Annotated in this window: 5 protein-coding genes, 1 tRNA gene and 1 rRNA gene; 1 reads left to right on the top strand and 6 read right to left on the bottom strand. The window is 69.7% G+C overall.

All coding sequences use genetic code 11. From position 1 onward, the window contains the following. Positions 1–123: 123 nt before the first annotated feature. From ACZ6C6_RS16560 to ACZ6C6_RS16575, 4 genes are all read right to left on the bottom strand, one after another. Positions 124–924 (bottom strand): helix-turn-helix domain-containing protein, encoded by an 801-nt coding sequence (locus ACZ6C6_RS16560; protein WP_469203318.1) that lies wholly within the window; start codon positions 922–924, stop codon positions 124–126. Positions 925–1,125: 201 nt separating this feature from the next. Next, positions 1,126–3,885: a DNA translocase FtsK gene (locus ACZ6C6_RS16565; protein WP_469203320.1), complete on the bottom strand. Its 2,760-nt coding sequence runs from the start codon at positions 3,883–3,885 to the stop codon at positions 1,126–1,128. Between the two features lie 185 nt (positions 3,886–4,070). Then, positions 4,071–4,748: a response regulator gene (locus ACZ6C6_RS16570; RefSeq protein WP_469203322.1), complete on the bottom strand. Its 678-nt coding sequence runs from the start codon at positions 4,746–4,748 to the stop codon at positions 4,071–4,073. A gap of 245 nt (positions 4,749–4,993) precedes the next feature. Next, positions 4,994–10,420 carry a HAMP domain-containing protein gene (locus ACZ6C6_RS16575; protein ID WP_469203356.1) on the bottom strand — a complete coding sequence of 1,809 codons (5,427 nt, stop codon included), beginning with the start codon at positions 10,418–10,420 and terminating at the stop codon, positions 4,994–4,996. Positions 10,421–10,831: 411 nt separating this feature from the next. Between ACZ6C6_RS16575 and ACZ6C6_RS16580 the strand changes: the two genes are divergently transcribed. Continuing rightward, a complete protein-coding gene (locus tag ACZ6C6_RS16580) occupies positions 10,832–13,438 on the top strand; it encodes a SpoIIE family protein phosphatase (RefSeq protein WP_469203324.1) in 2,607 nt (868 codons plus the stop codon). A 53-nt stretch (positions 13,439–13,491) separates the two neighbouring features. Here the strand turns inward: ACZ6C6_RS16580 and ACZ6C6_RS16585 are convergent. After that, positions 13,492–13,564 (bottom strand) — tRNA-Thr (locus tag ACZ6C6_RS16585). Positions 13,565–13,725: 161 nt separating this feature from the next. Then, positions 13,726–13,820, bottom strand: a 5S ribosomal RNA gene (gene rrf, locus ACZ6C6_RS16590); the annotation flags it as partial.

The following is a 13,820-nucleotide window of genomic DNA, read 5'->3' on the forward strand; positions in this document are numbered from 1 at the left end:
CTACTTTGTCCCGGCACCGGCCCCGCCGCGGAGGGTTGCACCGTTACCCACGGTGACAAAGACGGCGAGCGCCCGGCACGGTGGCCGGGCGCTCGCCGCGCCGCGATGTCTGCGGGTGACCGGTCAGCCGACCTCGGGGTCGCCCTTGGTGTACGAGAGGCGTTCGACCTGTCCGGGCTTGAACTGGTCCTCGACCTTCTTCCCGTTCACGAAGAGCTCGATCGAGCCCGCGTTGCCGAGGATGAGGTCGACGCGCTCCTTGTCCTGGAAGGTCTTCGACTCGCCCTGCTGGAGGGTGCCGTCGAAGAGCGCCCGGCCGTTGTGGTCCTTGGCGGAGATCCAGCTCTTGCCCTGGGTGGCGCTGAGCTTGACGGTGACCTTGTCCTGGGGCGCCGCGGCGATGGCGCTCTCGGACGGGGCCGGCTTGGGGTCGGCGGGCTTGCTGGCGGAGGGCTTCGGGGCGATCTTGTCGGAGGTCGGGCCCTCGGCGACACGGCCCGCGGTCGAGGGCTCGTCGCCGCCCTTGAAGAAGGTGAAGCCGACGAAGCCGACCACGGCGACGATCGCCGCGACCATGGCCGCCGTCCAGTTGGGCCTGCGGGGTTCGGAGCGGATGCGTTCGGCCTCGAACAGCGGCGCCGCCGGCGTGGGCGCGGGACGGCCGCCGTGCTCGGCGTCGTACTGCGCGATCAGCGGTTCCGGATCGGTGCCGACGGCACGGGCGAGCGTACGGATGTGGCCGCGGGCGTACACGTCTCCGCCGCAGCGGGAGAAGTCGTCCTGCTCGATCGCGTGCACGATGGGGATGCGCACCCGGGTGGACGTGCTGACCTCTTCGACCGTGAGGCCTGCGGCGAGCCGAGCCTGCTGGAGCACTCGGCCGATCGAAGGCCGGTCGTCTTCGGGGGAGTTGCCGATGGACACGGGGGCGCCTTTCGAGCGTGAGCCACCTGCTGGGTGTTCAGTCTAGGGGGGGTACGAAAGGGTGGGGCAACCGGGCGGGTGGACTTTGTACGCCATCAGATTCGAACAGAGCCGGTTTCGCCGGGACGCCCCGGGGAAGGACGTTGCGTCCTTCCCTTCAACTTGACGTACGGCCCGGCGAAACGGTTGCCCGTAAAACTCTTACGAAGCGGTTTCCCCACGAATCTGTGCCAACACCCCGTCGAGGTCGTCGGGTTTCACCAGGACGTCGCGCGCCTTGGAGCCCTCGCTCGGTCCGACGATGTTGCGCGACTCCATCAGGTCCATGAGCCGTCCGGCCTTGGCGAAGCCGACCCGCAGCTTGCGCTGGAGCATCGAGGTCGATCCGAACTGGGTGGAGACGACCAGCTCGGCGGCCTGGCACAGCAGGTCGAGGTCGTCGCCGATGTCCTCGTCGATCTCCTTCTTCTGCTTCGTGCCGACCACGACGTCGTCGCGGAAGACCGGGGCCATCTGGTCCTTGCAGTGCTGGACGACCGCCGCGACCTCGTCCTCCGTGACGAAGGCGCCCTGCATACGGGTCGGCTTGTTCGCACCCATCGGCAGGAACAGGCCGTCACCCTTTCCGATGAGCTTCTCGGCGCCGGGCTGGTCCAGGATGACGCGGCTGTCGGCGAGCGAGGAAGTGGCGAAGGCGAGCCGCGAGGGCACGTTCGCCTTGATCAGACCGGTGACGACGTCCACCGAGGGTCGCTGCGTGGCGAGCACCAGGTGGATGCCGGCGGCGCGGGCCAGCTGGGTGATGCGGACGATCGAGTCCTCGACGTCGCGCGGAGCGACCATCATCAGGTCGGCCAGCTCGTCAACGATCACGAGCAGATACGGATAGGGCGCGAGCTCCCGTTCGCTGCCCTCCGGCGTCTTGAGCTTGCCGGTGCGCACCGCGTGGTTGAAGTCGTCGATGTGCCGGTAGCCGAAGGCCGCGAGGTCGTCGTAGCGCAGATCCATCTCCCGTACGACCCACTGAAGTGCCTCGGCGGCCTTCTTGGGGTTGGTGATGATCGGCGTGATCAGGTGCGGGATGCCCTCGTACGCGGTGAGCTCGACCCGTTTGGGGTCGACAAGGACCATCCGGACGTCCTCCGGAGTGGCCCGCACCATGATCGAGGTGATCAGGCAGTTGATGCAGGAGGACTTGCCGGAGCCGGTCGCACCGGCCACCAGGACGTGCGGCATCTTCGCGAGGTTGGCCATCTCGTAGCCGCCCTCGACGTTCTTGCCCAGCGCGACGAGCATGGGGTGGTCGTCCTCGGCCGCGTCCGCCAGCCGCAGCACGTCGCCGAGGTTCACCATCTCCCGGTCGGAGTTGGGGATCTCGATGCCGACCGCGGACTTGCCCGGAATCGGCGAGATGATGCGGACGTCGGGGCTGGCGACGGCGTACGCGATGTTCTTGGTGAGCGCCGTGATCCGTTCGACCTTCACCGCCGGGCCGAGCTCCACCTCGTACCGCGTCACCGTCGGCCCGCGGGTGAAGCCGGTGACGGCGGCGTCCACCTTGAACTCGGTGAACACATTGGTCAGCGAGGCGACGATCGCGTCGTTGGCGGCGCTCCGGGTCTTGCCGGGGCCGCCGCGCTCCAGCAGGTCGAGCGAGGGCAGCGAGTACGTGATGTCGCCGGAGAGCTGGAGCTGCTCGGCCCGGGCGGGCAGCGACTGGGGCTCGGGCGGCTCGGGGGCCGGCTTGGTCAGATCGGGTACCCCGGCCCCGGGCGTGGCCTCCGCCCGCTTCCCGGCGGACTTCGCGGCCGGCTCCGCCTCCCTGGCGCCCGGGACCGGCGTGCCCGCCCGCTCGCGGTCCACCGAGACGCCCTGGGTCAGGTCCGCGACGACCGGGGAGGGCGGCATGCCGTTGAGCACGGCCCCGTCGAGCGCGGCGGCAGCGGCGGCGGCGACGTCCACCGCGTCCATGGTGCGGTTCATGGCCGGCTGCACCGAGGGCCTGCGCGGCCTGCGGCGCTTGGACAGCGCCTCGGACTCCGCGACGTCCGGGTCGTACGCGTCGGGCGCCTGGGAGCGCCGGGAGCGGGACGGCAGCGCCTCGCGCCACTGCTCGTCGTACCGCTCGTCGTCGCCCTCCTGCGCCTCGGGGTCGTACGCCGCCTCGACGATGCCCAGCTTGACGCCGAGCAGCCGCAGCCGCTGCGGGATGGCGTTCACCGGGGTCGCCGTGACGACGAGCAGCCCGAAGACGGTGAGCAGCAGGAGCAGCGGCACGGCCAGCACCTCGCCCATGGCGAAGATCAGCGGCTTGGAGGCGGCCCAGCCGATGAGGCCGCCCGCGTCCTGCATGGCCTCGGTTCCCTCGTCGCGCCCCGGCGAACCGCAGGCGATGTGGACCTGCCCGAGCACGCCGATGACCAGGGCGGAGAGGCCGATGACGATGCGGCCGTTGGCCTCGGGCCGCTGGGGGTAGAGGATCAGCCGCACCGCGATGGCACCCAGCAGTATCGGCACGAGCAGGTCGAGCCGGCCGAACGCCCCGGTGACCAGCATCTCCACCAGGTCGCCCACGGGGCCGCGCAGATTCGACCAGGTGCCGGCGGCGACGATCAGCGCGAGGCCGAGCAGCAGCAGCGCGACGCCGTCCTTGCGGTGGGCGGGGTCGAGGCCCTTGGCGCCACGCCCTATGCCGCGGAACATCGCGCCGACGGCGTGGGCCATGCCGAGCCAGAGGGCCCGCGCCAGCCGGTACACCCCGTTGGTGGGCGAGGGCGCCGGGCGCGGCGGAGCGGCTTTCTTCGCCGCGGTCTTCTTGGCCGGGGCCTTCTTCGCGGGTGCCTTCTTCGCTGCGGTCTTCTTGGCGGGTGCGGCTTTCTTCGCCGGACCCGGGCCACCGCCGACGCGCTTCGCGGTGCCCGCAGTGCCCTGGGAACCCTTGCCGGACGTACGTGAGGCCATGAGCCCGAGGTTACCGGTGTCCACCTCTGTGGACACCGGTGCGTGCCGGTTCACCCGTCCGTGTCGCCCTGCGCGGGCCGGAAACTGACGCGCCCTCATCGGCGGGTGCGCACCGAAACCCCGCAGCCGACGCCCAGTTGCCCGGGCGCACCCGAAGACACCCAGCCCACACGGCTGATGCGCCGCTACGAGGGAACAGCCGCGGAGGCCCCGCCGGTGCCCGGCTCCAGCGCGTCGAGCGCGCGGCGCAGACCGGTCAGCTTCCGTTCCAGATGGGCGGCCGTCGCGACGGCGCCCGCGTCCGCGGACTCGTCGTCGAGCTGCTTCGACAGCGCCTCCGCCTGCTCCTCGACGGCGGCGAGCCGCGCCGAGAGCTCCGCCAGCAGACCGGCGGGCTCCCGCTCCTGCTGGGCGCTCGTCCGGCCGCCGCCCTCCAACTGGAGCCGCAGCAGCGCCGCCTGCTCCCGCAGCTGACAGTTCTTCATGTACAGCTCTACGAACACCGAGACCTTGGCACGCAGCACCCAGGGGTCGAACGGCTTCGAGATGTAGTCCACCGCGCCGGCCGCGTAACCCCGGAAGGTGTGGTGCGGGCCGTGATTGATCGCGGTGAGGAAGATGATCGGGATGTCCCGGGTCCGTTCCCGCCGCTTGATGTGCGCGGCGGTTTCGAAACCGTCCATGCCCGGCATCTGGACGTCCAGCAGAATGACCGCGAAGTCGTCCGTGAGCAGCGCTTTGAGCGCCTCCTCCCCTGACGATGCCCGTACCAGTGTCTGATCGAGCGCGGAGAGGATGGCCTCCAGCGCTAGCAGATTCTCCGGCCGGTCATCGACCAGGAGGATCTTGGCCTTCTGCACCATGGCCCGCCCTCCTCGCCCCGGAATTGCACCGGGCGCCGCCCCGGGGGACGACTCCCTTACGCCGCCCGTCCTTGTGCCGGTCATGGTAACCGCACCCCGGCGGTCACCACACCCTGTCACCGTGATGTCACAGTGCCCGTACCGGAAACGTGGCGGGAGACCAGAAAGTTCCCCGCCATCCGCGTTCCCACACTCCTTCGGACACCACCGCTCAACAAATCTTCACGGATTCCCGTGGTGAGTGCTCACTCACCACGCACGTACTCCTCCATGACCGAAAGCAGATGGTCGGGATCGACCGGCTTGGTGACGTAGTCGGACGCACCCGATTCGAGCGCCTTCTCCTTGTCGCCCTTCATCGCCTTGGCGGTCAGGGCCACGATCGGCAGCTCGGCGAACTGCGGCATCCTGCGGATCGCCGAGGTCGTCGCATAGCCATCCATCTCCGGCATCATGATGTCCATCAGTACGACCGTCACATCATCGTGCTGCTCCAGGACTTCGATGCCCTCGCGCCCGTTCTCGGCGTAGAGGACCGTCAGTCCGTGCTGTTCCAGCACGCTGGTGAGCGCGAAGACGTTACGGACGTCGTCGTCCACGATGAGCACCTTCTCGCCGCCGAACCGGAACGTCCGGCGCGGCTGCTCGGGCTCCTCCTGGCCGCCCACGGCCCACGCCTCCGGCTCGGCGGCCGGAGCCGCCTGCGGAGCGGGGGCCGACACCGTACGCGGCGGCAGCGCGGGCTGCTGCCGCGCGCCTCCGAGCGCCTTGCGTCGGCGGCGCGGGGCGGCCTCGGCGGCGTCCGGCACGTACACCTGTCCGGCCTCCGGCATCCGGCCGCCCTCGATCGCGCCGGTGTGGCCGTCAGGCTGCCCCGGCGCGAGCTGCGGGTAGCCCTGCGGCGGGAGCTCGCTCGGGTGCAGCGGCAGGTACAGCGTGAACGTGGAGCCGCGGCCGGGCTCGCTCGCCGCGTGGATCTCGCCCCCCAGAAGCCGCGCGATCTCGCGGCTGATGGACAGACCGAGGCCCGTGCCTCCGTACTTGCGACTGGTGGTCCCGTCCGCCTGCTTGAACGCCTCGAAGATGACCCGCATCTTGCTGGCCGCGATCCCGATGCCGGTGTCGGTCACCGAGAAGGCGATCAGGTCGCCGTCCGCGTCCCGCAGCGAACCGGCCTCCAGCAACTGCTCGCGGATGGCGTCCGGCACCTCCTGGCCGGCGTGCCGGATCACCAGCTCGACCGCCCCGCTGTCGGTGAACTTCACCGCGTTGGAGAGCAGGTTGCGCAGCACCTGGAGAAGCCGCTGCTCGTCCGTATGCAGCGTGGCCGGCAGTTCCGGCGACACCCGTACGGAGAAATCCAGTCCCTTTTCCGCGGTGAGCGGCCGGAAGGTCGCCTCCACATAGTCCACGAGCTGCACCAGGGCGATCCGCGTCGGGCTGACGTCCATCTTGCCCGCCTCGACCTTCGACAGATCGAGGATGTCGTTGATCAGCTGGAGCAGGTCGGAACCGGCCCCGTGGATCGTCTCGGCGAATTCCACCTGCTTCGGCGAGAGATTGCCCTCGGCGTTGTCCGCGAGCAGCTTGGCCAGAATGAGCAGCGAGTTGAGCGGCGTGCGCAGCTCGTGCGACATGTTCGCCAGGAACTCGGACTTGTAGCGCATCGAGACGGCGAGCTGTTCGGCGCGCTCCTCCAGGACCTGCCGCGCCTCCTCGATCTCCGTGTTCTTGACCTCGATGTCACGGTTCTGCCTGGCCAGCAGCTCGGCCTTCTCCTCCAGTTCGGCGTTGGACGCCTGGAGGGCCTTCTGCCGGTTCTCCAATTCCTGCGAGCGGTCGCGCAATTGCTCGGTGAGCTCCTGCGACTGTTCGAGCAGCTTCTCGGTCGTCGTGTTGACGCTGATGGTGTTGACGCTCGTGGCGATCATCTCCGCGAGCTGGTTCAGGAAGTCCCGCTGGATGTGCGTGAACGGCTGGAACGAGGCCAGTTCGATGACTCCGAGGACCTTGCCCTCGAACAGCACCGGCAGCACGATCACATGCGCGGGCGGCGCCTCACCGAGCCCGGACGAGATCTTCAGGTACCCCGGCGGAACGTTGTCCACCTGGATCGTCCGCTTCTCCTCCGCGGCCGTGCCGATGAGCGTCTCGCCCGGCCGGAACGACGTCGGCATGGAGCCGGCGGAGTAGCCGTAGCTCCCCCGCATGCGCAGCTCGTACGCACCCTCGGCCTCGGCGCCCAGCGCGTCGGTCTCGCCGGTGGGCGTCGCCAGGAAGAACGCGCCGTGCTGCGCGGAGACCACGGGGGTCAGCTCGCTCATGATCAGCGAGGCGACGTCGTCCAGGTCGCGCCGCCCCTGCATCAGACCGGAGATGCGGGCGAGGTTGCCCTTCAGCCAGTCCTGCTCCTTGTTGGTGGCGGTGGTGTCGCGCAGGTTCGCGATCATGGTGTTGATGTTGTCCTGGAGGGCCTGGATCTCGCCCGCCGCGTCCACGTCGATCTTCAGGTTCAGGTCGCCGCGCGTCACCGCCGTGGCGACGGCCGCGATGGCCCGCACCTGACGGGTCAGGTTCCCGGCCATCTCGTTCACCGACTCGGTGAGGTCGCGCCAGGTGCCGTCCACATCGCGCACCCGCGCCTGACCGCCGAGCTGCCCCTCGGTGCCCACCTCGCGGGCGACCCGGGTCACCTGCTCGGCGAACGACGACAGCTGGTCGACCATCGTGTTGATGGTGTTCTTCAGCTGCTGGATCTCGCCGCGCGCATCGATGTCGATCTTCTTGGTCAGGTCGCCCTTGGCGATGGCCGTCGTGACGGCGGCGATCTGGCGCACCTGGCCCGTCAGGTTGGACGCCATCGAGTTCACGGACTCGGTGAGGTCCTTCCACGTACCGGAGACGCCCGGGACGCGCGCCTGGCCGCCCAGCTCGCCCTCGGTGCCCACCTCGCGGGCGACGCGGGTCACCTCGTCCGCGAACGAGGACAGCGTCGTCACCATCGTGTTGACGGTGTCGGCCAGTTCGGCGACCTCGCCGCGTGCCTCGACGGTGACCTTCTTCGTCAGATCGCCGTTGGCGACGGCGGACGAGACGCGGGAGATGTTGCGCACCTGGCTGGTCAGATTGTTGGCCATCAGGTTGACGTTGTCGCTGAGGTCCTTCCAGATGCCCGTCGCCCCGCGCACCCGCGCCTGGCCGCCGAGGATGCCCTCGGTGCCCACCTCGCGGGCGACGCGGGTCACCTCGTCGGCGAAGTTGAGCAGCTGGTCGACCATCGTGTTGACCGTCGTCACCAGTTCGAGGATCTCGCCCTTGGCGTCGACGGTGATCTTCTTGGACAGGTCACCGTTGGCCACCGCCGTCGTCACCTCGGCGATGTTCCGCACCTGAAGGGTGAGGTTGTTGGCCATGCCGTTGACGGACTGCGTGAGGTCCTTCCACGTACCGGAGACACCCTGCACCTCGGCCTGGCCGCCCAGAATGCCCTCGGTCCCCACCTCGCGGGCCACCCGCGTCACCTGCTCCGCGAAGTTCGAGAGCTGGTCGACCATGGTGTTGAGGGTGTTCTTCAGCTCCAGGATCTCGCCGCGCGCGTCCACGTCGATCTTCTGCGACAGGTCACCCCGCGCCACCGCCGTGGCGACCTGCGCGATGTTACGGACCTGAGCGGTCAGGTTCCCCGCCATCCCGTTCACCGAGTCGGTCAGATCACGCCACACACCGGCGACGCCGGGCACTTGCGCCTGGCCGCCGAGCCGACCGTCCGTACCCACCTCGCGGGCGACCCTGGTCACCTGCTCGGCGAAGGCGGAAAGCTGGTCGACCATCGTGTTGATGGTGTTCTTCAGCTCCAGGATCTCGCCCCGCGCGTCCACGTCGATCTTCTGCGACAGGTCACCCCGCGCCACCGCCGTCGTGACCTGCGCGATCTGGCGCACCTGGGAGGTCAGGTTCCCCGCCATGAAGTTGACGGAGTCGGTGAGCTCCTTCCACGTACCCGAGACGCCGTCGACCCGTGCCTGACCGCCGAGGCGGCCCTCGGTGCCCACGTCACGCGCCATCCGCGTGACCTGGTCGGCGAACGAGGAGAGCTGCGCCACCATCGTGTTGACGGTGTTCTTCAGCTCCAGCATCTCGCCGGCCACATCGACGGTGACCTTCTGCGACAGGTCCCCGTTGGCGACCGCCGTCGTCACCTGCGCGATGTCGCGGACCTGACCGGTCAGGTTCCGGAAGGCCGTGTTCACGGAGTCCGTGAGGTCCTTCCAGGTCCCGGCGGCGCCCGGCACCTCGGCCTGCCCGCCGAGCCGGCCCTCGACGCCGACCTCCCGGGCCACCCGGGTCACTTCCGAACCGAAGGACTGAAGCTGGTCGACCATCGTGTTGACGGTGTTCTTCAGCTCCAGCATCTCGCCGGCGACGTCGACGGTGACCTTCTGCGTCATGTCACCGCTGGCCACCGCCGTCGTCACCTGGGCGATGTCGCGCACCTGGGTCGTCAGGTTCCGGAAGACCGTGTTCACCGAATCGGTGAGGTCCTTCCAGGTCCCGGCGGCCCCCGGCACCTGCGCCTGACCACCGAGCAGACCCTGCCCACCGACCTCGCTGGCCACGCGGGTGACCTCGTCCGCGAAGGTGCGCAGCGTCTCGGTCATCTGGTTGATCGTCTCGGCGAGCTGCGCGACCTCGCCGCGCGCGCTGACCTGCACCTTCTGCGACAGGTCACCGTTGGCGACCGCTGTCGTCACCTCCGCGATGCCACGCACCTGTGAGGTGAGGTTGCCGGCCATCGTGTTGACGGAGTCGGTGAGGTCCTTCCATACCCCGGCCACCCCCGGCACCACGGCCTGGCCGCCGAGCTCGCCCTCCGTGCCCACCTCGCGGGCGACCCGGGTCACCTCGGAGGAGAACGAGGACAGCTGGTCGACCATCGTGTTGACGGTGTTCTTCAGCTGAAGCATCTCGCCGGCCACGTGGACGGTGACCTTCCGCGACAGGTCACCCTTGGCCACGGCCGTCGTCACCAGCGCGATGTCGCGCACCTGTGCGGTCAGCCGGTACGCCATGGTGTTGACGGAGTCCGTGAGGTCCTTCCACGACCCCGACATCCCGCGCACCTGCGCCTGGCCGCCCAGCTTGCCCTCGGTCCCCACCTCGACCGCCACCCGGGTCACCTGTTCGGTGAACGCCGACAGCTGGTCGACCAGGTTGTTGACGGTACGGGCGACCTTCAGGAACTCGCCGCGCAGCGGCCGTACCGTGTCGTCCGCCGTGTGGGAGCGCAGCTCCATCCGCTGTTCGAGATCACCGTCGGCCACGGCCGACAGCACCCGCCCGACCTCCGAGACCGGACGCGCGAGATCGTCCACCAGCTCGTTGGAGGCGTCGATCGCCGCGGCCCACGAACCCTCGCAGGCGCCCGTCTCCAGGCGCTCGGTGAGCTTGCCCTCCCGCCCGACCACACGCCGGACCCGGGCCAGCTCGCCGGTGAGGTGCACATTACGGTCCGCGACCTCGTTGAAGACCGCGGCGAGCTCCGCCATCACGCCTTCACCGGAGACCGTGACGCGCCTGCGGAAGTTGCCGTCGCGCATGGCGACCAGACCGGCCAGCAGTCTGTGGAGCGCCGCCGCGTCTACCTCGACGGTTCCATTGCGCTGCTTCTTCACGGCCTGCCCGCCCTTATTGCGCGTACCCGAACCCCGCGCCGCCACGTCAGACTCCACCGTGTCCCTCCCGCAGGGGTTGACCATCTAGCTAGAACCTCGTCCGAGAGCCTGCCCAGAACTTCCACGGCTCACCGCCACAGCCCACCGTCGACGGGTGACCATGCGGACGTCAAATCGTTGAAACGTACCAGGCGGGAACCGGTCGGGGTGGAACCTCCCATGGTTGTCCCACATCCCTCCGAGGGGAAGCCCATCCTGTCCGGTCATTCGTCCGGTCCCGCCCGGCCCTGTCCGAAGTCCGCCCTCGTGTACCCGGTACGCGGGGGGAGCGTCTAGCCTGGCAGGCGAATCGAAGCGGCGAGAAACGGGCACGGACTCGGGGAAGCGACGAGACACCATATGGGGAGTGCTGTGATCACGGCGCGTGCGGCTGCCACCTTCGACCCGGTGGCGCGCTCCGTCGCGACGGCCCGTGCCTTTGTCCGCGACACGCTCCAGGGCTGGGGCTACACCGACGTCGTGGACGACGCCGTCGTCCTGACCAGCGAGCTCGTCACCAATGCCGTGATCCACGCCGGCACCGCCGCGGACGTGCTGTGTCTGCGCACGGAGGACGGCGTCCGGGTGGAGATCGCCGACCACTACCCGGAGCGGGAGATCCCGCTCCAGCCTGCCGCCCTGGATCTCGGCAGCCTCGACAGCGAGAACGGTCGCGGTCTGCTGCTGTGCGCGGCCCTCGCTTCCCGTTGGGGCGTCGAATACTCCCCCACGCGCAAACATGTCTGGTTCCAGCTGGACCTCCCGGACCGCCCGGTGGGCGTCCGCTCGGCCGGTCCACTGCTGCCGGTGGGCCTCCTCCCGGTCACCGACGAACGCGTCAGGGTCGCGGTCGTCCAGGTCGACAGCGAGGGCGCCGTGGCCGCGTGGAACGATGACGCCGAGTACCTCTTCGGGCACCCGACGGACCAGGTCATCGGCAAGCAGCTCACCGACTTCACCGCCTGGCCGCAGACGCCCGGCACCAGCACCGGCATCGCGGACGCCCTGCGCCTCTCCCGCTGGGAGGGCAGCTACGGCATCCGGGGCGCCGACGGCCGCACCATCCCGGTCTACGGCTCCCACCTGCGCGTACGGGACCCTCAGGGCGAGCCGTCCACGGTCTGCCTGCTGGTGCGCGACTACGAGCGCGCGGTCCTCCAGACCCCCGTGCGCGCCCCGGTCTCGGATGCCGCCGAGAGCCGCCAGACGGACCCCTTCGAGGTCTTCATCGGCTCCCCCGCTCCCGACGACCTCGACGGCCTGCTCCAGCGCACCGTCGAACGGGCGCGCGACATGCTGGACGCCGACGCCGCCTTCCTGCTGCTGGCCACGGACGACGAGACGGAGCTGGAGGTACGCGCCACGACCGGCCTGCCCTCCGCCCGTCAGCGCTTCGCCCGCGTCCCCGTCGAGGCCGGCACCGGCCGGTACGGCTCCGCCCGGATGCCCGCCGTCCACGAGGATCTGGACGCCGTCCCGGGCGCGGTCCCGCTCCTCGCCAACACCGGCATGCGCTCGGTGGTCACGGTCCCGCTGAAGGTCGAGGGACGTCTCACGGGCTCGCTGGGCGTCGCGGCGGAGGCCGCGGGCCGCTATTCCAACGAGGAGGCGCTGCGCCTCCAGTTCGCCGCGGACCGGATCGCCCTCGCCGTCGAGTCGGCACGCCTCGGCGAGCTGGAGCGGCTGCGCCGGGGCTCGCTGTCTTTCCTCGTCGAGGCGTCGGATCTGCTGGCGGGAACCCTGGACCGGGACCAGACGCTGGCCCTGATGGCCCAGATGACGGTCCCGACGCTGGCGACGTGGTGCGCCGTCTACACGATCGCCGACCCGGCGTCGGACCCGGAGCTCTCCTACGTGCTGCACGAGGACGAGGACCGCATCGACGGGCTCAAGGGGCTGCTCACCAGGATCTCCCCGCCGGAGCCCGTGCGGACCCCCGGGGCGCGGGTGTGGGCCGCTCCTTCCCAGGCCGCCCACGAGGCGGCGCTGCGGACCTCGATGCGGAGCATCGGGATCGGCGACGCGGGGGGCCTCGGCTCGACCACGCGCACGACTCTGGCGACCGCGGCGGCGGTGGGCGGCGAGACCGTCGTCCTGCCCCTTGTCGCCCGCAACCGCGTCATCGGCATGCTGACGCTCGGCAAGCCGTCCGACGACCATTTCCGCCAGGAGATCCTGGAGTTGGCCGAGGACCTGTCCCGCCGGGCCGCCCTGGCCCTGGACAACGCCCGCCTCTACTCGGAGCGCACGGCGATCAGCCAGTCCCTTCAGCGCAGCCTCCTTCCGCCGGGCCTTCCCGCCGTGCCCAACGTCGAGGTGGACGTCATCTACCGCGCGGCCGGCGAGGGCAACGAGGTCGGCGGCGACTTCTACGACGTCTTCCCGATCCGGGACGGCGCGTACGGGTTCGCCATCGGCGACGTGTGCGGTACGGGGCCGGAGGCGGCGGCCGTCACGGGCCTGGCCCGGCACGCCCTGCGCCTGCTGGCCCGGGAGGGTTTCGGCGGCCCCGCGGTCCTGGAACGGCTCAACGCCGCGATCCTCGACGAAGGGTCCCGCAGCCGCTTCCTCACGCTGCTCTACGGCGAGTTGTGGCCGCAGGAGGACGGCAGCGCACTGTTGAAGGTCGTCTGTGCGGGCCACCCACTGCCGCTGCGTCTGCGCCAGGACGGCTCGGTGGAGCCGGCGGCGGACCCGCAGCCGCTGCTGGGCGTCATGGAGGACCTGGAGCTGTACGAGCAGGAATTCACGCTGGAGCCGGGCGACGTCCTGTTGTGCGTGACGGACGGTGTGACGGAACGCCGTGAGGGTACGCGGATGCTCGGCGACGACGGCCTGGCTGACGTGCTCGCCCACTGCACAGGGCTCACGGCGGGCGCGGTGGCCGCACGCATCCTGCGGGCCGTCGAGCGCTTCGCCGCCGAGCCGCCTTCGGACGACATGGCCATTCTGACGATGAGGGTCCCGGAACCTCAGTAGGTCCCGGACATGAAGAAAGGCCCCGCCGACTGGCGGGGCCTTTCTTTGTTCTGAGCCCCAATGCGGAATCGAACCGCAGACCTTCTCCTTACCATGGAGACGCTCTACCGACTGAGCTATTGGGGCCTTGCTGCCCTGCGGCAACGAGCTAAAGCTTACCCTGATCCAGGGGTTATGCAAAACCGCCGGACCGCTCGGGCCGGCTGGCAGGTGGACGGCCAGGCGTCCCGCACCGGAAACGCAGAAGAGCCCCGTGCCACAAGGGCACGGGGCTCTTCCTAAAAGGAGTTCGGCGGCGTCCTACTCTCCCACAGGGTCCCCCCTGCAGTACCATCGGCGCTGAAAGGCTTAGCTTCCGGGTTCGGAATGTAACCGGGCGTTT

This window comes from Streptomyces sp. NPDC041814 (assembly GCF_055590565.1).

Coding starts and splice junctions, on each gene's coding strand:
- ACZ6C6_RS16565 (WP_469203320.1), bottom strand. CDS start 3,885: ATGGCCTCACGTACGTCCGGCAAGGGTTCCCAGGGCACTGCGGGCACC.
- ACZ6C6_RS16570 (WP_469203322.1), bottom strand. CDS start 4,748: ATGGTGCAGAAGGCCAAGATCCTCCTGGTCGATGACCGGCCGGAGAAT.